This is a genomic window from Streptomyces sp. NPDC048604 (assembly GCF_043199435.1).
Lineage (GTDB): Bacteria > Actinomycetota > Actinomycetes > Streptomycetales > Streptomycetaceae > Streptomyces.
The window spans coordinates 43,472-66,036 of sequence record NZ_JBICVX010000010.1; the positions used below are offsets into that span (position 1 = coordinate 43,472).

General features: G+C 71.7%; 15 protein-coding genes. 4 read left to right on the forward strand and 11 right to left on the reverse strand.

Annotated elements, in window-relative coordinates:
• The first annotated feature begins 249 nt into the window (after window positions 1-249).
• Window positions 250-2,070, forward strand: coding sequence for a glycoside hydrolase family 3 protein (locus ACGFMM_RS21095; RefSeq protein ID WP_393647912.1), 1,821 nt, complete (start codon window positions 250-252; stop codon window positions 2,068-2,070).
• 76 nt (window positions 2,071-2,146) lie between these two features.
• Here ACGFMM_RS21095 and ACGFMM_RS21100 read toward each other — a convergent pair whose 3' ends face one another.
• From ACGFMM_RS21100 to ACGFMM_RS21130, 7 genes are all read right to left on the reverse strand, one after another.
• Entirely contained in the window at window positions 2,147-3,595 is a 1,449-nt protein-coding gene (locus tag ACGFMM_RS21100) for a S28 family serine protease (protein ID WP_393647913.1), read from the reverse strand.
• A 123-nt stretch (window positions 3,596-3,718) separates the two neighbouring features.
• Entirely contained in the window at window positions 3,719-4,084 is a 366-nt protein-coding gene (locus ACGFMM_RS21105) for a hypothetical protein (protein WP_393647914.1), read from the reverse strand.
• A gap of 176 nt (window positions 4,085-4,260) precedes the next feature.
• Window positions 4,261-7,980: an ABC transporter ATP-binding protein gene (locus tag ACGFMM_RS21110; protein WP_393647915.1), complete on the reverse strand. Its 3,720-nt coding sequence runs from the start codon at window positions 7,978-7,980 to the stop codon at window positions 4,261-4,263.
• A gap of 147 nt (window positions 7,981-8,127) precedes the next feature.
• Window positions 8,128-9,003, reverse strand: a complete 876-nt coding sequence (locus ACGFMM_RS21115; protein ID WP_393648133.1) for a serine hydrolase — start codon at window positions 9,001-9,003, stop codon at window positions 8,128-8,130.
• A 177-nt stretch (window positions 9,004-9,180) separates the two neighbouring features.
• Window positions 9,181-10,863, reverse strand: coding sequence for a thiamine pyrophosphate-binding protein (locus tag ACGFMM_RS21120; RefSeq protein WP_393647916.1), 1,683 nt, complete (start codon window positions 10,861-10,863; stop codon window positions 9,181-9,183).
• 42 nt (window positions 10,864-10,905) lie between these two features.
• Window positions 10,906-11,877 (reverse strand): agmatinase, encoded by a 972-nt coding sequence (gene speB, locus ACGFMM_RS21125; RefSeq protein ID WP_393647917.1) that lies wholly within the window; start codon window positions 11,875-11,877, stop codon window positions 10,906-10,908.
• Between the two features lie 64 nt (window positions 11,878-11,941).
• The gene (locus ACGFMM_RS21130) at window positions 11,942-12,787 is read right to left on the reverse strand and encodes a nitrilase-related carbon-nitrogen hydrolase (protein WP_393647918.1); all 846 of its coding nucleotides are present in this window, start codon (window positions 12,785-12,787) and stop codon (window positions 11,942-11,944) included.
• Window positions 12,788-12,906: 119 nt separating this feature from the next.
• Here ACGFMM_RS21130 and ACGFMM_RS21135 point away from each other — a divergent pair, with 119 nt between their 5' ends.
• Window positions 12,907-14,418 (forward strand): PucR family transcriptional regulator, encoded by a 1,512-nt coding sequence (locus tag ACGFMM_RS21135; protein ID WP_393647919.1) that lies wholly within the window; start codon window positions 12,907-12,909, stop codon window positions 14,416-14,418.
• Window positions 14,419-14,660: 242 nt separating this feature from the next.
• Here the strand turns inward: ACGFMM_RS21135 and ACGFMM_RS21140 are convergent, their stop codons facing one another.
• The 4 genes from ACGFMM_RS21140 to ACGFMM_RS21155 all read right to left on the reverse strand — a co-directional run bounded on the left by ACGFMM_RS21140 (window position 14,661) and on the right by ACGFMM_RS21155 (window position 21,055).
• Entirely contained in the window at window positions 14,661-16,163 is a 1,503-nt protein-coding gene (locus tag ACGFMM_RS21140) for an MFS transporter (RefSeq protein WP_393647920.1), read from the reverse strand.
• 171 nt (window positions 16,164-16,334) lie between these two features.
• Entirely contained in the window at window positions 16,335-17,114 is a 780-nt protein-coding gene (locus tag ACGFMM_RS21145; RefSeq protein ID WP_393647921.1) for a M48 family metallopeptidase, read from the reverse strand.
• A 4-nt stretch (window positions 17,115-17,118) separates the two neighbouring features.
• The gene (locus tag ACGFMM_RS21150) at window positions 17,119-20,673 is read right to left on the reverse strand and encodes a type I restriction endonuclease subunit R (protein WP_393647922.1); all 3,555 of its coding nucleotides are present in this window, start codon (window positions 20,671-20,673) and stop codon (window positions 17,119-17,121) included.
• 94 nt (window positions 20,674-20,767) lie between these two features.
• Window positions 20,768-21,055, reverse strand: coding sequence for a hypothetical protein (locus tag ACGFMM_RS21155; protein WP_393647923.1), 288 nt, complete (start codon window positions 21,053-21,055; stop codon window positions 20,768-20,770).
• Between the two features lie 487 nt (window positions 21,056-21,542).
• On the opposite strand from ACGFMM_RS21155, the gene ACGFMM_RS21160 reads away from it, so the two are divergent.
• Window positions 21,543-22,337, forward strand: a complete 795-nt coding sequence (locus ACGFMM_RS21160) for a Scr1 family TA system antitoxin-like transcriptional regulator (RefSeq protein ID WP_393647924.1) — start codon at window positions 21,543-21,545, stop codon at window positions 22,335-22,337.
• Window positions 22,330-22,551, forward strand: a complete 222-nt coding sequence (locus ACGFMM_RS21165) for a DUF397 domain-containing protein (protein WP_393647925.1) — start codon at window positions 22,330-22,332, stop codon at window positions 22,549-22,551. Before ACGFMM_RS21160 ends, ACGFMM_RS21165 begins: the two co-directional genes overlap by 8 nt.
• Window positions 22,552-22,565 lie beyond the last annotated feature (14 nt).

The following is a 22,565-nucleotide window of genomic DNA, read 5'->3' on the forward strand; positions in this document are numbered from 1 at the left end:
TCGGTCCGCAGCCGTCTGCCCCAGTCCGCCGCCCCTGCCCGCTGCCGCAGCCCTCTGCCCCCAGTGGGCTGCCACAGGATGCATGACGCCGCAGGACTCCACGAGGGCGGAACGAATGCCCACAACGTGCGCGCGTTCGTGCGCCGGTCCTTGACCTGGCAGTTACTTTCGGGCTAACCCTGCATCTTGGAAGTTTCCTTCAGGACCCCCGCCCCACCCACACCACCAGCACGGCCGGAAGGAGCACCAGTGCACCACCGCGCCACCTCCCGACGTACCGTCCTCACCGCCTCCGCCGCGGCAGCCGTCGCCGCCGTGACCGGCGTCGGACTGCCCGCGGGCACCGCGTCCGCCGCGGGCCACGACCACGCGCTCAGAGGGCTGATCGCCCGCATGTCCCTCGAGGAGAAGGTCGGCCAGCTCTTCGTCATGCGGGTGTACGGCCACTCGGCCACCGCTCCCGACCAGGCGGACGTCGACTCCAACCTCAAGGAGCTCGGCGTCCGCACCGCCGCCGAGCTGATCGCGAAGTACCACGTCGGCGGCATCATCTACTTCGCCTGGGCGCACAACACCCGCGACCCGCACCAGATCGCCGAACTGTCCAACGGCATCCAGCGGGCCGGACTCGCCCAGGCCACCCCGCTGCCGCTGCTCATCTCCACCGACCAGGAGCACGGCATCGTCTGCCGGGTCGGCAAACCCGCCACGCTGATGCCCGGCGCGATGGCGCTCGGCGCGGGCGGCTCGCACGCCGACGCGCGCAAGGCCGCGCAGATCGCCGGCGCCGAACTGGCCGCCGTCGGGATACGGCAGAACTACGCGCCCGTCGCCGACGTCAACGTCAACCCCGCCAACCCCGTCATCGGCGTCCGCTCCTTCGGCTCCGACCCGCAGTCCGTCGCCGGTCTGGTGGCCGCCCAGGTGCGCGGGTACCAGAGCAGCGGGGTCGCCGCCACGTCGAAGCACTTCCCCGGCCACGGCGACACCGCCACCGACAGCCACTACGGCCTGCCGACCATCACCCACACCCGTGCCCAGTGGGGCGAGCTGGACGCCCCGCCGTTCCGCGCGGCGATCGCGGCCGGGATCGACTCGATCATGACGGCGCACATCGTCGTCCCGGCCCTCGACCCGAGCGAGGACCCGGCCACCCTCTCCCGCCCGATCCTCACCGGCATCCTCCGCGAGGAACTGGGCTACAACGGCGTGGTCGTGACCGACTCGCTCGGCATGGAGGGGGTGCGGACGAAGTACGGCGACGACCGCGTGCCCGTCCTCGCCCTCAAGGCGGGCGTGGACCAGCTGCTCAACCCGCCGAAGCTGGACGTGGCCTGGAACGCGGTGCTCCAGGCCGTCAAGAGCGGCGAGCTGACGGAGAGCCGGCTCGACGAATCGATCCTGCGGATCCTGCGGCTGAAGGCGCGACTCGGACTGTTCCGCGACCCGTTCGTGAAGCGGTCCGACGTGGACCTGACCGTCGGCACCGCCGCGCACCTGGCCGCCGCCGACCGGATCGCCGAGGAGACCACGACCCTCGTCGTCAACGAGGACGGACTGCTGCCGCTGGACCGCCGCACCCACTCCAAGGTGCTGGTCGTCGGCGCGGACCCGGCCTCCCCGTCCGGCACCACCGGCCCGCCGACCGCCACCCTGGCCGGCACGCTCGCCGGACTCGGCTTCACCACCCGGGCGCTGTCCACCGGCATCACCCCGACCGCCGCGAAGATCGAGGAGGCGGTGGCCGCCGCGGCCGGTCAGGACGTGGTCGTCGTCGGCACGTACAACGTCACGGCGGCCAGCCCGCAGCGGACCCTGGTGTCCCGGCTGGTCGCGACCGGGGTCCCGGTCGTCACGGTCGCGATCCGCAACCCGTACGACGTGGCCCAGCTCGCCGGCCAGCGGGCGACCGTCGCCACGTACTCCTGGACGGACGTCGAACTGCGCGCCGCGGCCCGGGTGATCGCCGGCGCGGCGCGTCCGCAGGGCCGGCTGCCGGTGCCCGTGGTCCGCGCGGACGACCCCGCCAAGGTGCTGTACCCGGTCGGGCACGGGCTGGCGTACGGCTGAGCGGACGGCTGAGCAGGCGGAAGGGGCCGCGCCCGGCCGGGCGCGGCCCCTTCCCCTGTGCCTCTTCCCCTGCGCCTTACGGGCGGCGGGCCTGGCTGCGCGTGACCTCCGGGTCCGCCACGTCCAGCTTCGCGTCGAAGCGGGCCAGCGGTGCGGCGGACGCGGCCGCCGGGGCCTCGACGCCCGCCCAGGCCAGGATGCGGGCGGTCGCCTTCTCCCGGTCGGCGTCGGTCAGCGCGGCGACGCTCGCGCCGTGGTTGGCGCCCGGAGCCGTCATGACGTAGCTGTCCCGGGCCTTCTTGCCGAGCCGGAACGGCTCCGCGCCCCACGGGTCGTCGCCGCCGTACACGAACAGCATCCGGTTCGCGTTCTTGCGGACCCAGTCGTCCACGTCGCGCATCACCCACGGCTTGAACGTCGTCGGGATCTCGCGCGGCACGAAGTTCCGGGCGGGCTGGTAGCCGTACCGGCTCAGGCCGTCGAGGTGCGGCTGCCGGATGTCCGGCGAGCCGAGCTCGGTGGCCGCCTGGTAGTAGTACGGCGTGTACGGCGTCAGCTCCTGGTCGGAGTAGAACGCCCAGCCGGAGTACGCGTCGATGGTCTCGTACACCTGGTCGTCGGTGGCCGTGGCGGCCTCCGGGATGTTCCCGCAGTCGGCCTCGCCGTAGTACTGCCGGAAGCCCCAGACGAAGTCGAGGACGACGGCCTCGTACGCCTTGTCGAGGGTGCCGACCGTGTTGAACGTCGCGCCGTTCTCCTCGGCCCACGCCTTGTACTTCTTCTGCAGCGGCTCGCGGCGGATCAGCGCCTCGCGCTGCAGCGCGTTGAGCCGGTCGCGGCACTCCTTGGTGCCGACGGTGGCGAGGAAGCGGTCGTAGGCCGAATCCTCCTTGTTCACCACGTCGTTCGGCGCCACGTACGCCACGACGCCGTCCATGTCGCGCGGGTAGAAGCGCTCGTAGTACGTGGCGGTCATGCCGCCCTTGGAGCCGCCGGTGGACAGCCAGTTCTCCGAGTAGACCGCCTTCAGCGCGGTGAAGATGCGGTGCTGGTCGCTGGCCGCCTGCCAGATGTCCAGCTTCCGCCAGTCGGCGGGCTGCGGCCGGGACGGCGTGAAGAAGCGGTACTCCATGGAGACCTGGTTGCCGTCGACGATCCGGGTGGGCTCGCGCCGGCTGGGGTTGGTGCTCAGGCCGTAGCCGCTGGTGTGGAACACCGTCGGCCGGGCGGTGTCCTTGTGCAGCACGGTGATCCGCTGCTGGAACGTGCCCGCCGACGGACGGCGGTGATCCACTGGCTGCGTGTAGTTCAGGACGAAGAAGCGGTAGCCGGCGTACGGCTTCTCCTCGATCAGGCTCATCCCGGGGATCGCCAGGATGCGGTCCTTGATGTCCGTGCTGTCCGCGCGGTCCGCGACGGCGGACCTGACACCGGCCTCCGGCTCGGCGGCGGTGGCCGCACCGGTCGCGCCGACGGTGCCCATGAGCACCGCGAGCGACAGGATCCCTGTCAGCGCCTTGCGCATTCACCCTCCCCTTGATTCACAACGGTGTCGCGAACCTAGCGGGGGCAACATGCGTATCGCCAGACCCAGTTGACCCTTACCTACGCTTCGTCCCGCGCTTCCCCCCTTGTTCCACCCCGCCTTTCAGCACAGGACCCAGCCGGTCGTGGCGGTGACGCCGCCGACGTTGCCGGTGGCACGGACGCAGCGGTTGAGGGCGTGGACGGTGACCGGGCCGGCCTGCCGGGTGAAGCGGCCCTCGTCGACGGCGGCCCGGCCGCCGCGCGGCTGCAGCTGCACGCTCATGAACCGGCGCGCGCCCGGCGACTTGGCCACGGCGACGGCGCAGGCGTAGTGCCGGGTGCGGTACAGGCGCAGCTCGCCGGTGGAGAAGGAGACGGTCTTGGCGGGCCGGCCGGTGCAGACGGAGGCGGCGGCGGCCTGGGACGTTCCGGGGGCGGCGACCGTCAGCGCACCGGCCGCCAGGCTCACGGCGAGCAGCCGCGCCACCAGACGTCGCCCGGGTGACCGCGGTCCTTCTCGCCCGTCCCGCCCTTCTCGTCCGCCCTGCCCGCCCCGCCCGCTCCGTATCGTCGTGCCGGTGCCGTCGAACACGTGGGTCCCCTCCCGCATCAGAGCCGTACGTGCGTACGACGCGGGAAGGGACCCTTCGGTTGCGTGGGATGTCAGACGCGCTGCGGCTCCTCCTCGCCGATGAACGTGCGCCACAGCGCCGCGTACCGGCCGCCCTGGGCCAGCAGCTCGTCGTGCGTGCCGTCCTCGGCGACCCGGCCGCCGGCCATCACGACCACCCGGTCCGCGCGGGCCGCGGTCGTCAGCCGGTGCGCGACGACCAGCGTCGTACGGCGGCCGGCCAGCCGGTCCGTCGCCGCGTTGACCTGGGCCTCGGTGGCCAGGTCCAGGGCGGCGGTGGCCTCGTCGAGCAGCAGCACGTCCGGGTCGACCAGCTCGGCGCGGGCCAGGGCGACGAGCTGGCGCTGACCCGCCGACAGGTTCCGGCCGCGCTCGGCGACCTCGTGCAGATAGCCGCCGTCCAGCGTGGCGATCATGTCGTGCGCGCCGACCGCGCGGGCCGCGGCCTCCACCTCGGCGTCGCTCGCGTCCGGCCGGCCGTACGCGATGGCGTCCCGGATCGTCCCGGCGAACAGGTACGCCTCCTGGGGGACGACGCCGAGCCGGTGCCGGTACGCGGTCAGGTCGAGGTCCCGCAGGTCCGTGCCGTCGACGGTGACCCGGCCGGCGGTCGGGTCGTAGAACCGGGCGACCAGCTTGACCAGCGTCGACTTGCCCGCGCCGGTCTCGCCGACGAAGGCGACCGTCTGCCCGGCCGGGATGCGCAGGGCGATGTCGCTCAGAGCAGGCTCATTGGAGCCGTAGCGGAACGAGACGTCCTCGAAGGCGAGCTCGCCGCGCAGCGCGGGCACCTCCAGCGGCTTCGCGGCCGGCGGCGTCGACGTGCGCTCCTGGAGCAGCTCCTGCATCCGCTTCAGCGAGACCGCGGCCTGCTGGTAGCCGTCGAAGACCTGGGAGAGCTGCTGCACCGGCGCGAAGAACAGGTCGATGTAGAGCAGGTACGCGACGAGCGCGCCGGTCGTCAGGGTGCCGGCCTCGATCCGGTTCGCGCCGACGATCATGACGGCCGCGGCGGCGACGGAGGACAGCAGGGTGACGAACGGGAAGTAGATCGAGATCAGCCACTGGCCGTGCACCCGGGCCTCGCGGTAGCCGGAGCTGCGCTCCGCGAACCGGGCCGCACCGTCCTGCTCGCGGCCGAAGGCCTGCACGATCCGCAGTCCCGAGACCGACTCCTGGAGGTCGGCGTTGACCACGCTGATCCGCTCGCGGGCCAGCTCGTACGCCTTCACGCTGGCGCGGCGGAAGAAGAACGTGGCGACGGCGAGCACCGGCAGCGTGGCGAAGACGACCAGGGCCAGCTGGAGGTCGAGGACCAGCAGCGCGACCATGATCCCGAAGAAGGTCACGACGGAGACGAAGGCGGTGACCAGGCCGGTCTGCAGGAACGTGGACAGGGCGTCCACGTCCGTCGTCATCCGGGTCATGATCCGGCCGGTGAGCTCGCGCTCGTAGTAGTCCAGGCCGAGACGCTGGAGCTGGGCGAAGATCTTCAGGCGCAGCGCGTAGAGGATCCTTTCGCCGGTGCGGCCCGTCATCCGGGTCTCGGCGGTCTGCGCGGCCCACTGGACGATCACGGTGACCAGGGCCAGCGCGGAGGCGGCCCAGACCGCGCCGACGGCGAGCCGGTTGACGCCGTCGTCGATGCCGTGCCGGATCAGGACCGGCAGCAGCAGGCCCATGCCGGCGTCCACGGCGACCAGGCCGAGGCTGGCGAGCAGCACCCAGCCGAAGCCGCGGAGCAGCCGACGCAGTCCGTACGAGTCCTCGGGCGCGACCGCCCGCGTCTCGTCGACGTCCGGGGTGTCCAGCGCCGGTGGCAGGGCCTCCACGGCGGCGAGCAGCTCGGGGGTGGCTCCGGGGGCGGCGTCCTCCTCGGCGGCCTCCTCCTCCCGCACCCACAGGGCCGGGGTGAGCCCGCGCTCGGCGTCGTACTCGGCGTCGAGCTCGGCGCGCAGGAGGCGGTCCTCGGGCAGCTCGTCCGCGGTCTCCGCGGGCAGCACGTGGCCGGGCGACACGCCGCCGAGCTCGTCGGGGTCGGTGAGCAGCCGGCGGTAGAGCGGGGAGCGGCGCTCCAGCTCCTCGTGGGTGCCGATGTCGGAGAGCCGGCCGTCGTCGAGGACGGCGATCCGGTCGGCGAGGCCGAGGGTGGAGCGGCGGTGGGCGATCAGGAGGGTGGTGCGCCCCGCCATCACGGACCTGAGCGCCTCGTGGATCTCGTGCTCGACACGGGCGTCGACGGCGGAGGTGGCGTCGTCGAGGAGCAGCAGCCGCGGGTCGGTGAGGATGGCGCGGGCGAGCGCGACGCGCTGGCGCTGGCCGCCGGAGAGGGTGAGGCCGTGCTCGCCGACCTTCGTGTCGTAGCCGTCGGGCAGCTCGGCGATGAACCGGTCGGCCTGGGCGGCGCGGGCGGCCGTCTCGATCTGCTCCTGGGTGGCGTCCGGGAAGCCGTACGCGATGTTGGCGCGGACCGTGTCGGAGAACAGGAAACTGTCCTCGGGGACGAGGCCGATCGCGGCGCGCAGCGAGGACTGGGTGAGCTCGCGGACGTCGTGGCTGCCGACGAGGACGGCGCCGTGGGTGACGTCGTAGAAGCGCGGCAGGAGGAGCGAGACGGTGGACTTGCCGGAGCCGGACGCGCCGACGACGGCGACGGTCTCGCCGGGGCGGATCCGCAGCGAGAACCCGTCGAGGACCGGCGAGCCGTCCTCGTACGCGAACGAGACGTCGTCGAACTCGACGGTGGCGGGAGCGTCGGCGGGCAGCTCCTTGGCACCGTCCGCGATGGCCGGCTCGGTGTCGATCAGCTCCAGGACCCGCTCCACGCCGGCGCGGGCCTGCTGGCCGACGGTGAGGACCATGGCGAGCATGCGGACCGGGCCGACGAGGGAGGCCAGGTAGGCGGAGAAGGCGACGAACGTGCCGAGGGTGATCTGGCCCCGGGTGGCCAGCCAGCCGCCGAGCGCGAGCACGGCGACCTGGCCGAGGGCGGGGACGGCCTGGAGGGCGGGGGTGTACTTCGCGTTCAACCGGATCGTCCGCAGCCGGCCGGCGAACAGCTTCCGCCCGGCCGTGCGGATCTTGCCGGTCTCCTGGTCCTCCTGCCCGAAGCCCTTCACCACGCGGACCCCGGTCACCGCCCCGTCGACCACACCGGCCACGGCGGCGGCCTGCGCCTGGGCGTACCAGGTGGCGGGGTGCAGCTTGGTGCGGCTGCGCTTGGCGATGAACCAGAGCGCGGGGGCGACGGCGAGGGCGACGAGGGTCAGCGGGATCGACAGCCAGGCCATGACGGCCAGCGAGATCAGGAAGAGCAGGATGTTGCCGATCGTCATGGGCAGCATGAACAGCAGCCCCTGGATCAGCTGCAGGTCACTCGTGGCCCGCCCGACGACCTGCCCGGTGGACAGCTCGTCCTGCCGCCGCCCGTCGAGCCGGGTGATCGTGCCGAACATCTCGGTCCGCAGGTCGTGCTGCACGTCGAGCGCGAGCCGCCCGCCGTAGTAGCGGCGGATGTACGTGAACACGTACACGAGCAGGGCGGCCCCGATGAGCAGCCCGGTCCAGACGGACAGCGACCGCGTGTGGGCCTGCACGACATCGTCGATGATCACCTTCGTGATCAGCGGCACGAGCGCCATCACGGCCATCCCGGCCAGCGACGAGCCGAGCGCGAGCACCACGTTCAGCCGGTACCGCCACGCATACCCGGCGAGTCGCCGCGCCCACCCTTGATCAGACCCCGCCGCCACGTGATGCCTCCCGTTTCCGCTGCTCTACCGCAAGGCACCAACGCGGGCGACGAGGGATTTCATCCCACTGCAACAAAGTACGGTCTGAGGTCCTAGGACGGTCCTGGGCCGTCCTAGGACCCTCCTAGGACGGTCCTGGGCTGCCCCTCAGTACGCGGGCCCCCGCTCCGGCACGGGCACCGAGGCCTCCTTCGGGACGGCCGGCGGAGTGAACACCGAGTTCATCGTCGCGGTCGGGTTGAGGTTCTTGTGAACGGCGCGCGCGACACGCTGGATGGTGTCGACGCCATAGTTCATCGTCGTGCTGTCGTGCGTCAGGACGGTGATCGTGTAGTTCTTCGTGCTGCCGGTGAAGGCCCCGATGCTGTGCACCCGCCAGCCGTGGGTGGCCCGCGACAGCCAGCCGTTCTTGACATGGACCTTCAGCGTGCTGGGGGCACCGGCCGGGGTGCCCCAGCGCTGCGACGGGACGACCGCGTTCATCAGCTGCAGGATGTAGCTTCGCGAGGCGTCCGTCAGCAGGCCGTTCTTCACCGTGATGCGGGACAGGAGCTTCTGCTGGTCATAGGCGGTGATCTGGGTGAGCCCCCAGTAGCCGCCGGAGCCCGGGACGGTATTGGTCAGCCCGGCGGCCCGGAGGAAGGCCTGGATCCTGGTCACACCGAGCTGGCGCCACAGGGCGCTGGTCGCGGTGTTGTCCGACTGGGTGATCATGGCGTTGGCGCGGGACTTCTCGGTGGCCGTCAGCGCCCGGCCGGTCTTCTGCGCGTCCCACAGCAGGGTGGCGAGCACGATCACCTTGACCACGCTGGCGGAGTCGAACCTCTGGTCCTTCCGCAGCGAGCAGCTCGTACCGGTGACGCGATCGTTGACGAAGACGGCGGCCGTCGTGGCGCGGCCCGCCAGGGCGGCGTTGACGTCCCCGGCCAGTTTGGCGGCGAGGCCCGGGGTGAGCGAGGTGCACGTCACGGTAGGGGTCGCGGCGGTCGCAGGCGCCGCCGACAGGCCGGTCGGCACGAGCACTCCCACGGCGAGGGCCGCACCGAGAGCGCCGCGTCCGCGGCGGCGGGATATGGAGTCGTGAGTCACGCATCGGAAGACTCACCGACGGCCGAACGGTTGCACGGAAAGCGAGCACGATTTCGTCACGTCCGGACAAGTGCCGTGCGCCGCACGGCCCGTGGGCGGTGGAGAGGCTGGTCAGAGGTGCGTCGGTGCGAACATGCGGAGCACCGCCGGCAGGACGACCACCGACGGGCCGGGGGTCTTCAGGGCCTTCTTCAGGTCCGTCGTCAGGGTTTCCGGGGTCGTGAGGGTCGCCGGGACGCCGAAGGACTCGGCGAGGGCGACGAAGTCGGGGCGGGTGAGCTCGGTGCCGGTCGCCTCGCCGTACGCGTCCGTCAGGTACTCGCGCAGGATGCCGTAGCCGCCGTCGTCGACGATCAGCCAGGTGACGTCGAGGTCGTACTGCCTCGCCGTCGCCAGCTCCGCGAGGCCGTACATCGCGCCGCCGTCGCCCGACACCGCGAGGACCGGGGTGCCCGGCTCGGCGACGGCCGCGCCGAGGGCGGCCGGGAAGGCGTACCCCAGGCCGCCCGCGCCCTGCGCCGAGTGCATCGTGTTGGGGCGGCGGGCGTCGAAGCCGGCCCACGCCCAGTAACCGAGGATCGTCATGTCCCAGAAGGTCGGCGACCGGTCCGGGACCGCCTTGCGGACGGCGGTGAGCAGGCCCTGCTCCAGGGCTCGGTCCTGGGCGTCGATACGGGCCCGGACCTTGGCCAGGACCTCGCCGACCGCCTCGGCCGCCTTCGGGTCGGTGCGCTCCCCCACCGTCTCCAGGAGGGCCTGGAGTGCCAGCCGGGCGTCCGCGTGGACGCCAAGGGCCGGGTGGTTGGACTCCAGCTTCCCCAGGTCCGCCTCGATCTGCACGATCCGGCCGCGCGGGGCGAACGTGTGGTAGTTCGAGGACAGTTCGCCCAGGCCGCTGCCGACGACCAGGAGGACGTCCGCGTCCTCCAGGAAGTCCGTGACGTGGCGGTCCTCCATCCAGGACTGGAGGGACAGCCGGTGGTTCCACGGGAACGCGCCCTTCCCCCCGTACGTCGTGACGACCGGCGCATCCAGCCGCTCCGCCAGCTGCTTCAGCTTGCCCGCCGCGTCGGCGCGCACCACCCCGCCGCCCGCGACGATCACCGGCCGCTCCGCCTCGTGAAGCCAGTGCGCGGCCAGCGCCGTCAGCTCGGGGCGCGGCGCAAGCTCCGGCGGGGTCGCGTCCACGCCCGTGACCTGCGGCAGCACCGTCTCCGCGCGCAGCACGTCCTCGGGGATCTCCACCCACACCGGCCCGTGCGGAGCCGTCAGCGCCGACTGCCAGGCCGCGGCGATCGCGGACGGGATCTGGGAGGCCGCGCGCACGGTGTGCACGGACTTCACGACGTCCCGGAACGACGCCTGCTGGTCGCGGAGTTCGTGCAGATGGCCGCGCCGGCCGCCGCCGAGCCCCGCGACCGGGACCTGGCTGCTGATCGCCAGCACCGGCGCCGACGCGGCCGCCGCCTCCTGCAGCGCGGGCAGCGCGGTCAGCGCGCCGGGACCGGTGGACAGCAGCAGCGGCACCGCCTCGCCGGTGATCCGGCCGTACGCGTCGGCGGCGAAGCCGGTGTTGTTCTCCACCCGCAGTCCGACCAGCCGCAGGTCGGAGCGGCGGACCGCGTCGAACACCGCCAGCGCGTGCTGCCCCGGCAGCCCGAACACGGTCGTCGCGCCCAGGCTGCGCAGGGTCTCCACGACCAGGTCCCCGCCCGTGCGGCCCGGCGGCGGCGCGAGGGCGGCCGCCGTCTGCGCGTCGGTCGGTCGGAGGACGAGGTCGTGGTCGTGCGTCACGCGCTTATGTGCCCTTCGGTGCGGCTCGGGACGCCTTTCGCGTCAGCCCTGCTGCCGGGCCGCCGCGATCTGGCGGCTCATGATCGTGGTCAGCTCGTACGCGGTGTGCGAGGCCGCGACCGAGGTGATCTCGGCGTGATCGTACGCCGGGGCCACCTCGACGACATCCGCGGAGACCAGGTTGCAGGAGGACAGGCCGCGCAGGATCTCCAGGAGCTCGCGGGACGTCATGCCGCCCGCCTCCGGCGTGCCGGTGCCGGGCGCGTGGGCCGGGTCGAGGCAGTCGATGTCGATGGAGATGTACAGCGGACGGTCGCCGATCCGCTGGCGCAGCTGGTCGGCGACCTCGTCGGCGCCGCGGCGGTAGACGTCGGAGGACGTCACGATGCCGAAGCCGAGCTTCTCGTCGTCGGTGAGGTCCTGCTTGCCGTACAGCGGGCCGCGGGTGCCGACGTGCGACAGCGCCTCGGTGTCGAGGATGCCCTCCTCGACGGCCCGGCGGAACGGGGTGCCGTGGGTGTACTCGGCGCCGAAGTACGTGTCCCAGGTGTCGAGGTGCGCGTCGAAGTGGAGCAGCGCGACCGGGCCGTGCTTCTTCGCCACCGAGCGGAGGAGGGGAAGCGCGATGGTGTGGTCGCCGCCGAGGGTCATCATGCGGGCGCCGGTGCCGAGCAGCTCGTCGGCGGCGGCCTCGATCGTCTCGACGGCCTCGTTGATGTTGAACGGGTTCACGGCGATGTCGCCGCCGTCCGCGACCTGCGCGAGCGCGAACGGGGAGGCGTCCTGCGCCGGGTTGTACGGGCGGAGCAGGCGCGACGCCTCACGGATGGCGTTGCCGCCGAAGCGGGCGCCGGGACGGTACGACACACCGGAGTCGAAGGGCACGCCGACGACGGCGACGTCGGCGGTGCCGACCTCGTCGAGGCGCGGCAGCCGGGCGAACGTCGCGGGGCCGGCGTAGCGCGGGATGCGGGAGGAGTCGACGGGGCCGCGGAACTGCTGCTGCTCGCTCATGGTGGGTGCCTTTGCCTTCCGGGGTGGTTCGGGGGGAAGTTCGGTGCCGGCTGGGGGCCGATTCTCAGAGGTCGTACAGGTCGGGGCGACGGTCTGCGAATACGTCGTTGTGGTCGCCGATCCGCTTGTCGCGGGCCTGGCCTAGCGCGCAGGCGGCGACCAGCAACGACTCGCCGGTCTCCGTCGCCGGGCCCGCCAGCGGGAAACCGTCGGGGTCGGTGATCACCGAGCCGCCGGTCCACTCGACGCCGTTCTCGGTGCCGGTGCGGTCGCAGGCCGCGACGAACATCCGGTTGACGGCGGCGTCCGCCTGGACGCGGATCACCTCGGCGGCGCGCTCGCCCTCGGGGCGCGGGAACAGCGGCCAGTTGACCGGGGCACACAGGAGCTGGGCGCCGCGCAGCGCCACGTCGCGGACCCACTCGGGGAACTCGACGTCGTAGCAGACCATGACGCCGATCCGGCCCACGGCCGTGTCGACGACCGGCGGGCGCTCGTCGCCGGGGACGAACGCGGCCTTCTCGATCGCGCCGAAGAGGTGGGCCTTGCGGTAGACCGCGCGGACGCCGGTCGGGTCGACGAGCACGGCCGAGTTGCGGGTGGTGCCGGTCTCGTCGCGCTCGCAGAAACCGGCGACCAGGACCATGTCGTGGCGGGCGGCTGCCTCGGCCCAGGCCGTGACGGTCGGACCGTCGGCCGGCTCGGCCAGCTCGGCGGCGTGCGCGGCATCGCGGAACACGTAGCCGGTGTTCGCGAGCTCGGGCAGCACCAGCACCTTCACGCCGGCCGCCGCGGCGGCCTCGATCGCGCGGTCGGCGGCGGCGCGGTTGCCCTCGACGTCGCCGACGGCGAGGGAGAGCTGCGCGCAGGCGACGAGAACGGTGTCGTCCGGGGCGTGCATGTCCTCCATGGGCGGGTGCCCTCCGTTCGCGGCGTGGGACGGGTGATCGTCCGCACCGTACGTCGGGCTCGCCCTGCGGACGATCGCCCGGAGGGCGAAACTGGGCCGACCGGGTGGACACTGTGTCCATGACCTTCACCCTCGCCGACCTCGTCGCCCGCCCCGAACTGCGGCTGTCGGTGACCGCGGGCGCCGGGGCCCTGGACCGGCCCGTGCTCGCCGCACACGCCTCGGAACTGGTCCGGCCGGGACAGTGGCTGCAGGGCGGGGAGCTGCTGATGACCATCGGGCTGCTGCTGCCGATGGAGGCGGAGGCGTGCCGCGCGTACGTCGAAGACGTGCGGGCGAGCGGCGCGAGCGCGCTCGCGCTGGGGCTCGGCGCGGCGCTCCCCCACCAGTCCGCGCCGCCGGTGCTGGTGGCGGCGGCGGAGGCGGCGGGGCTGCCGCTGCTGACGGTGGCGGACGAGGTGCCGTTCATCGCCGTCACGAAGGCGGTGTTCGCGGCGCGGGCCGCGGAGCAGCGGGCCGCCCTGGAGAACGCCTTCGAGACGCAGCGCCGCCTGACCGCGGCCGCGGCCTCGGGGCGGGGGCTGGCGCCCACGCTGGAAGCCTGGACGCGGGCTACGGGGGTGCCGGTGGTGGTGGCGGATCCGGTGGGGCGGGTGCTTGCGGGGGCGGCGGGAGCCGTGGGGGCGGCGGGGGGCGCTGTGGATGCCGGGTTGCCCCCGGGGGCCGAGGAGTTGATTCGGCGGGTTGCCACGTTGCAGGCCAGTGCGGTGAGCGTGGAGGGCGGTGCGTACGTGGAGGTGCAGCCGCTCGGGGCGCGGCGGCTGCGGGGGGTGCTGGTGCTCGGGGGCGAGCCGGGCGCGGAGACGCGGCTGCTGGTGTCGGGGCTGGTTGCGTTGTTGTCGCTGGAGCTGGAGCGGCGGCATCTGGCGGACGAGCCCGAGCGGCGGCGGAGGGCGGCGCTGCTCGGGCGGCTCCTCGACGAGGAGGGGTCGGCGGAGACGGCGGGCGATGCGCTGGCGGCGGCGGGGCTCGCGTTGGGGGCGGTGCGGGCGGTGGTCGTGGACGCGGCGACTCCGGAGGACGCTGCGGAGGTGGCGGCCGGGCTGGCGCTCGCGCTGCCGGGCGGGCTGACGCGTACGGCGGGGGGTGTGGTGGAGGCGGTCGCCGCGGAGGACACGGACGTGCGGGAGCTGCTGGAGCGGTTCGCCCCCGGGTGCCCGGCGGGGATCGGGGCCCCGGTCGCGCCCGAGGCGGCGCGTACGTCGCTGCGGCAGGCGAGCGGGCTGCTGGAGGTGAGCCGGCGCTCGGGGCGGCCCGCGCTGGCGCAGCGCAGCCACTCCAGCCGGCTGCTGCTCGGGCTCGGCGAGCGGGACGCGCTGGCGGGGTACGCGGACACCGTCCTCGGGCCGCTGGACGTGGCCGACCCGGCGGGCGAGCTGGTCGAGACGCTGGCGACCTGGCTGGACTCCGGGTGCTCCTGGGACGAGACCGGGCGGCGGCTCGGGCTGCACCGGCACACCGTGCGCAACCGTCTCGACAAGGCGATGCGGCTCACGGGGCGGCGGCTGGACGACGGGGACGACCGGTTCGACCTGTGGCTGGCCACTCGGGCGCGGCGGGCGGCGTTGTGACGCCGGTCGTGGGTGCGGGGTGGTCTGTGCCGGGTGGTGGGTGCCGCGTAGGACGTGGAGGGGGTCGTATTCGGGACGCATGATTTAGGCGCGTGCGGGTCCTACGAGGGATGGGCGTTTCTGCCGCGCCACAAATCACGCGACATTGTCCCGAATACGACCCCCTCCACGCCCCCGCTCCCGTCCGTCGTGACCTGCCCCTGGCGCGCCGACATGCGCCAGGGGCAGGGGTGTGGGGGCCGTCAGGCCGTCGCGTTCTCGCGCTTCTTGCGGAGGGCCGTCAGGGCTATCGCCGCGCTGATCGCCGTCACCGCCGCGCTCGCCACGCCGATGGCGTTCAGGCCGCTGGTGAATGCTTCTCGGGCGGCGGTCAGGAGGGCTTCGGCTGTGGGGGCTGAGAGGTCGTTTGCGGATCTGATGGCGTCCTCCATGCTGTTGGCGGCCGTGGCGGGGGTGCCCTGGGGGGCGTCGATCGTGTCTCGGTAGACCGCGGTGCCGAGGCTGCCCAGCGTGGCGATGCCGAGCGCGGAGCCCAGGTCGCCGCAGATGGAGGACAGCCCCGCCGCCGAGCCCGCCCGCTCCGGCGGGACGGAGCCGACGACGAGACCCGTGCCGAGGGCGCCCAGGGTGCCGACGCCGATGAAGATCGTGACGAAGCCGGCCATCAGCAGCGGCAGGCCGCCGACCGGGTCGACGAGCGTCAGGAGCAGGTAGCCGAGCGTGCCGATCAGGAGGCCGACGCCGATGACGGTGCTGGGCGAGTACCTCTTGGCGAGGACCGGTGCCACTTGGGCGGCGAGGATTGAGGCGAGGGCCGCGGGGGCCATCCACAGGCCTGCCTTCATCGGCGAGAAGCCCTCGACCATCTGCAGGAAGCCGGTGATGAAGAGGTAGCCGCCGCCGGTGCCGAGCATCGACACCATGAGGATGAGGAGGGAGGCGGTGAACGCGCCGACCTTGAAGAGGCTGAGGTCCAGGAGGGGCGCTGTCAGGGTGCGCTGGCGCTTCACGAACGCCGTGCCGGCGGCGACGCCGATGAGGATCGCGACGGCCGGAACGGGGGCGAGGCCGTGGCGGGCGAGTTCCTTGAGGCCGTGGATGACGGACAGGATCGCGATCAGGGAGAGCGCCACGCTCGGCAGGTCGATGCGGCCGGCCTCGGGGTTCTTGTACTCGGGGAGGAGGGTGGGCGCCATGATCAGTAGGACGATCATGACCGGTACGCCCAGCAGGAACACCGAGCCCCACCAGAAGTACTCGAGCATCATGCCGCCGACGACGGGGCCGAGCGCCGTGCCGCCCATGAAGCAGCCGGCCCAGACGGCGATGGCGCGGCCGCGCTGGTAGGGGTCCTGGAACATGGTGCTGATCAGCGCGAGCGTGGACGGCATCAGCGTCGAGGCGGCGATGCCGAGCAGGCCACGGGTGACGATCAGGGCCTCGGCACTGTTTGCGTACGCGGCGGCGACGGACGTGACGCCGACGGCGACGGCGCCGATCAGCAGCAGTTTGCGGCGGCCGATCCGGTCGCCGAGCGTGCCCATGGTGATCAGGAAGCCGGCGATCAGGAAGCCGTAGACGTCCATGATCCACAGCGTCTGCGTGCCGGTCGGCCGCAGGCCCTCCGCGAGGTGGGGCAGCGCCAGGTACAGCACGCTCTGGTCGAGGGAGATCAGCAGGGTCGGCAGGGCCAGCACGGCAAGCCCGAGCCATTCGCGGGATCCGGCCTTCGCGTTCGATGACATGGCCCCAGGGTGGCTTTGGGCTCTCTCGGCCCTCTCTCGGTCTGCTCTTGACGATTGGACGAAGGCAGAGGAACACGTCGAACAAAGTGCGGACGTCACGTGCCGTGTTCACGTCCCGGACACCCACACTCAGCAACGACGCGCCCGTCTCTCGGGCCGAACATCGCTGCGCTATGCGATTTCCCCCATCCACATACGCCGCCCCAGCTCGTCCAACTCGGCACGCCGCTCCTTGTACTCGGGCAGGGCACACCCCAGCAATCGCCAGAAATCCACCCCATGCCCAGAGACGCGTACATGCGCGAGTTCGTGGGCGACGACATAGTCCACGAGATGCATGGGCAACTGGAACAGTGGCCAGCCCAGACCCATACGCCCACCTGCGCCCTCGGACGGCTGGTAGCTGCCCCATCGACCGCCGAGGTCCGACACGTCCATCACCGGTTCCGCGACACCCATGCGCGCCGCCCACGGCTGGATCCTGCCCCTGGCCCACTCGCGGCCCGCGCGGCAGTACCAGTCGACGAGGGCGGAGCGGCCCCGGGCCGGGCTCTCGGCCTGCTCCGGACTGAGGAGCAGGCGTCCGGCGACGAGCCGGACCCCGGCGTTTTCCGGGCGCTCGGGGTCGATGGACAGCCGGTACGTCCGCCCCAGATACCGGAAGACCTCGCCCTCGACGAGCCGCTTCGACGGGTTCAGGGGGCGGGTTCGCTCTCGCTGAGCCGTCTTGGCGGCCATCCATGCACGGTGAGCCGTGACGAACGCGAGTGCGTCAGCCGCGGAACGCCCCTGGGGAGCATGCAGGGTGACCGTGGCATCCATCTCCACGGTGAGCGCGAATCGCTTGCGCCGGGCGCTGACGCGCACGTTGAGTTCCACCCCGTCGGCAGCGAGCCGATCGCCCTCGGCAAGGGCCATCGGCTCGGCGCGGTCGACGGTGACGGTGCTCACCCGCCTATTCTCCCCTCAGCCTGGCCAGGAAGAACTCCTTGTTCTGCTGGGCGTAAGCGGCGAGCCGCTCCGCAAGATCGCGGAGGGCCGCCCATTCCGTGCCGACCGGGCGCAGCCGCCCCTTGATCAGCTCCATCCTGATCTTGTCGGCGAGGAAGGTGAGGTCCTGGTGCTCGCCCTGGTACGCGGCCTTGGCCATGGTGCGTGCCGCTGTGTCGCACACCGTCCCGACCACCGACCGAAGGTCCGCAGCGCTCGTGTCGATGTCCGGGTTCTCCGCCGCTTCCCGGTCCAGCAGTCGGTACAACCGCTGCTCCAGCGGAGTGAGCCCGGCCAGCCTCGGGTCCTCCTCGTCCTCCTGCCGCGCCTGCTCGAAGAGCGGTCCGAAGGCCTCGATCTGGTCCTCGAACCTCCCGGGCATCTCGCGCAGGATCTCCTCCAGTCGCTGCGAGAGCCGTACGTACTTCTCCGGGTCCTCCCGCTTGACCCGCTCCTCCAGGTGGAACCGGAGGGCGTGCCCCATCTCGGCCGCCGCCTCGCGCGGGGGCATGGCACCTACCTTCTCGTCGAACAGCGGCGACGCCAAGGAGACCGGTGCGATCACCTGATCGATCGCGGGGCCCTCCAGATGGTCGGCGATCAGCGCCCGCACCTTGCGCCCGTAGGTACGCATCGTGAAAGCCCCGCCCGAGGCGTCGCGGTGGAGGGTACGGATGCGCTTCTGGAGCAGCCCCCAGCGGCGGGCCTCGCCCACGAAGTCCAGGCCGCGCTCGTGCGGCAGCACGCGCTCCAGCACGGTGAGGAAGTGGCGCAGCACCTCGTCGAAGCCGAGGCGGACCGATTCGTCCTCGAACGCCAGGGCGGCAGACCGTACCGCGCTGAAGTCGACGAGGTCGGCGTCGGTGACTCCGACCTGGTCGCTGAGGTAGCGGCGTACCTCCTCGGCGGCCGGCTCCAGACCGTCGATCTCCTCGGCCATGCTGCGCATCGTGTCGTCGACGTCGTTCTTCCGGTACTCAGCGAGTGCACTGCTCAGGTGTTCGAAGACGCCGTAGTAGTCGACGACGTACCCGATCTCCTTGCCGGGCATGGGCCGGTTCACCCGGGCGACGGCCTGGAGCAGTTCGGCGTCCCGGATCGGACGGTCCAGGTACAGCGCCTGTTCACGCGGGGCGTCGAACCCTGTGAGAAGCATGGACTTGACGATCAGGAAAGCGATGGGGCTTTCGGGGTGCACCGGGTCCGGGACTGTGCCCAACGTCTCCGGCTGCTCCACGCCCTCCTGGGACCACGGGTTGTCCCCCGTGCCGACGTGCTCCTGCGCCTCCTGAACTGGTGGGTGGAAGGGAGTGGTGGCGACCCAGTCGGGCTCCGGCGGCAGCACCGGGAAGCCCTGGTGGAATCGTTCGATGTACGCGGCCTGCCGCACGGGGTCCGTCCAGTGCAGCCACCGGCGGTACTTGCGCTCCTTGCCGGGCGAGATGACGGGCACGAAGTCGATCCGGCGCAGCAGCGAGCGGAACTCGTACGCCTGGAACAGGTACCGCGTGTGCGGAGGCAGCTCGTCGAGAGGGATTCCGGCGACGGACTCCGGCCGGAACGCGGCCAGCTCCACCATCAGGGCGTCCCGCGCGGCCCGCAGCGCGTGGTGGTACTCGACGGCAGCCTTCCGGCTGACCGCGGCGACCTGTGCCTTGAACCCTCCGGAGGACAGCACCGTCGTGACCCAGTGCTCCAGCATGTCCTCCGCTTTGGCCCGGATCATCGGTGTCGACTCCGCGACGTCCCGTTCGGTGGGCCAGCGGTTCAGCAGCTCGCGCCGTTCCTCGTCCGTGCGATCACGGACGAGATCCTCGAAACTCCGGTCCAGGCCCTCCTTGTCGAAGACCTTGCCCTCGCCAGTACGTCCCTCGTAGCGGATGCGGACGACGACGCCGTCGTGCTCCGCGTCCGCCATCCGGTAGGTGTCCAGAAAGTCTCGGTCCACGCCTCCGCTGAAGATGCGGCGGGTGTCCTCGGTCTTGCCGGTCATGATCGGGGTGCCGGTGAAGCCGATCTTCGCGGCGTTGGGGATCGCCTTGCGCAGGGCTGCGTGGAGCAGGCTCGTGTGCGACCGGTGCGCCTCGTCGACGAGGACCAGGATGTCCGGGGAGGTGTTGCACTCGGGGAAGTTCGGTGCGGGAGGCAGCTTGGCCGCCCGCCGCTCCCGACGGGCCCGCTCGGCGTCGTCGTACTCGGCGGCTAGGTCCCGGTCGTCGCCGTCGCCGTCCGCCTCGGCGGCGAACGTGAATCCGCCGGCCCCGTACTTCTGGATCATCGCGAACACGACCCGTCGGCCGCCGTCCCGCAGCAGCCCCTCCATCTGGGTCGCGGTCTTCGCGGTCTCCACCTCGGACTCGCTCAGCTTGAGCGTTCCCGCCAACTGTTCCTGCAACTGGGTGCGGTCCGTGACCACGACCACCATGAACTCACTGAGCCGGTGGTGCAGATGCATTCGGCGGACGAGGAACGTCATCGTGAGGCTCTTGCCGGAGCCCTGGGTGTGCCAGATGACCCCGCCGCGCTCGTCGTCGAGGACCGGTCCGCCGCGCGTCTTGCCGGTGAGCAGCTTACGGACCGCCTTCTCGGCCGCGCGGTACTGCTGATGCCGCGCGACGGCCTTGACGGTACGGCTGCCGCCCGCGTCGGTCTGGACGGGGAGGGGGATGACGTAGTGGCGAACGACCTTGAGCAACGCGGCCGGGCGCAGGACAACGCCCACCAGCTTGTGCCGCTCGCTGAGCTTGCCGGTCCCGCCGGGCAGTGCGGCCCTGAGGGTCTCCTCGCTCTCCGGTTCGACACTGCGCCAGGGGTGGTAGTGCTCGGGGGTCGACGTGACCGTGCCGAGGTACGCGGTCTCCGCCGTGGCCGCTACGAGGAGCTGCACCGTACGGAACAGCTCCGGCACCCCTGCGGGAACCGGCAGATCACTGCCGTCCCGTTCGTCGTCGGGCAGCGGGGCGCCCGCGTAGTGCCGCAGGTCGAGTACGGCACTGCGGATCGGATCGGCGAGGTCCGGGCTCTTGCACTCCACGGCGACGAGCGGGATGCCGTTCACGAAGAGGACGAGGTCGAGTATCGACACCTCGCCGGAGCGGTTCCGTACGCGGAGCTGGTCGACGACCGTGAACTCGTTCCCGTCGATGCGCTCCTCGTGCCACTCGATGTACTGGACGGTGGCGGAGGGGCCGCCGTGCGCGGCGGACGGGCCGGGAAGCTGGAGGCCGCTGAGAAGGATGTCGGTGGCGGCGAAGTTGGCCCTGTCGATGCCGGCGCCCAGGGAGACGTCCGCGAGCCCGGCGATGGAGCGTTTGACGTCCGTCTCGTCCATCCACGGCTCGCCGTCGACGGCGCGGAGGTTAATGCGACGCAGGGCGGCGGACAGGTGATCGGTGAGGAACGGGACAGCGACATCGAGCGTGCCGACGTCCTTGCCCGGTACGTGAATCCAGCCCATCGCGCGCAACTGCGCGATGATCGGCCGCTCCACCTCGTCCCGCTCGACCTGCAGTGCTGCCATGCCCCCACGCCTCTCGCCCACCGCCGCGCCCCGTCTGGTGATCCATTCTGGGGGATGGGCGGACGGCAGGCGAGGTTTCCAGCCGCGACGGGGCCTACCCGGTGAGCCGAGCGCCCCGGCTCCGGGCGATGCCGTGCACGTGGCGCAGGGACTCTGCCAGGCGGGCGATGCCGTAGCGGAGCTGCTCGGGGGTGGCGGAGCGATCGCTCAGCAGGTCGTCGGTGTGGTCGAGGAGGTCGACGGCCATGCCGAGTTGCACGCTCTCGATGTTGTCGGCGAGGCGGGACACGTAGCCGGTGCCGTCGCCGATGAGGTAGCAGGGCTTGCCCTCGGCCCCGACCCAGGGAAGCAGGCGCATTGGTTGTGTGGTGTGACGGTTCATGCCGTCACCCGCCGTCCGTGGATGACGTGGGGGCCGACGTCGACGCCGTGGAGCGCGAGCCAGAGTGCCCGTCGCCGGGCCCTCTGTCGGCGGACCTCCGCCTGACGGCGCTCATGGGCGAGGAGGTAAGGACGGACGAGGGGGCTGTCCCCGCCTCGGTAGTACGGGGAGGGAGCGCGGGTGGGCCGGGCCGAGTGGGGTGGCGTGGGGCGGTGGTTCGTGGCCAGCGGGGGCCACAGGAGCCGCAGAAGCGGGTCGAGCATTCGAGCGATACAGTGCAACACGTCGTCAACTCCTGGTTAGTTGAGGGCCACGCCCCCGGACCGTTCGCGCGGTTGCGGGGGTCTCATGTGCGCGGGTGCCCGCTGAGCCGGTCACCGCCGACGGAACTTCGCTGTGTAGCGACCCACTCACAGCATGGGACCGTCCGGGCTACCCTGAACAGGGGTTTCGATGTGACAGAGCCTTTGTCGCAAGGGAGTTGACGATGAGCAACACCTATGGGGAATGGTTGAGGGCCCAACGTGAAGCTGCCGGCCTCACGCAGCAGGAACTGGCCGACGCCGCGATCATGACCCGCTCCCACATCGCCCACATCGAGGCGGGCCGCCGCATCCCGTCGAAGGAGGACGCGAGAAGACTGGACAGGGCGCTGGGCACGGGGGATGTGCTGAGCAGCTTCCTGCCCCAGGAGGACGTGGCGGTCGCGGACCACTTCGCAGCGGCGCTCGATCTCGAACAACAGGCGACGGCCATCAGAGAGTTCGCCCTCTCCTTCGTGCCCGGCATCCTCCAAACAGAGCGGTACGCGCGTGCGGTTCTGGGCTCCGCCTTCCCTCCCTGGAGTGAAGAGGAATGTGACAGGACCGTCGTCACACGCCTGAAGCGAGGCAAGGTCCTAGCCAACCCCGTGACACCCGTAGTGTGGGCGCTGCTCGACGAGGCAGTGCTCCGGCGTCCGATCGGCAATGCTGAGGTGATGGCGGAGCAGCTCATGCATCTCATCCGCCTGGCGGAGTGCAAGCGCGTACGCGTGCACATCCTGCCGCTGCCCCTTGGATACCACCCTTTGCTGCAGAGCATGCTGACGCTGATGTGGTTCGAAGACCAGCCGCCGGTCGCCTATACCGAGGGGCTACACATCGGCAGAGTGCACGACACCCCAGCCCTGGTCGAACAGCTGCAAGGTGCCTACGATCTTGCCTTGAGCGACGCACTGCCGTTGAAGGAGTCGCTCGCCCTCATGAAAGCAGCAGCAAAGGACCACGACGATCATGGCTAAGCGCAGCATCCCGGACACATCCCGGCTGACCGGCTGGCGCAAGTCCTCCCACAGCGGGTCCGACGCCGGCAGCTGCGTCGAGGTCCTGGACGACTACCCGTCAGGCGTCCCGGTCCGCGACTCCAAGACCCCGCACGGTCCCGCGCTGATCTTCACAACGGCTGGCTGGTCGTCCTTCGTCGCCGCCCTCAAGAACGCCAACCACCCCGCTTGACGGCACGTTGGGTC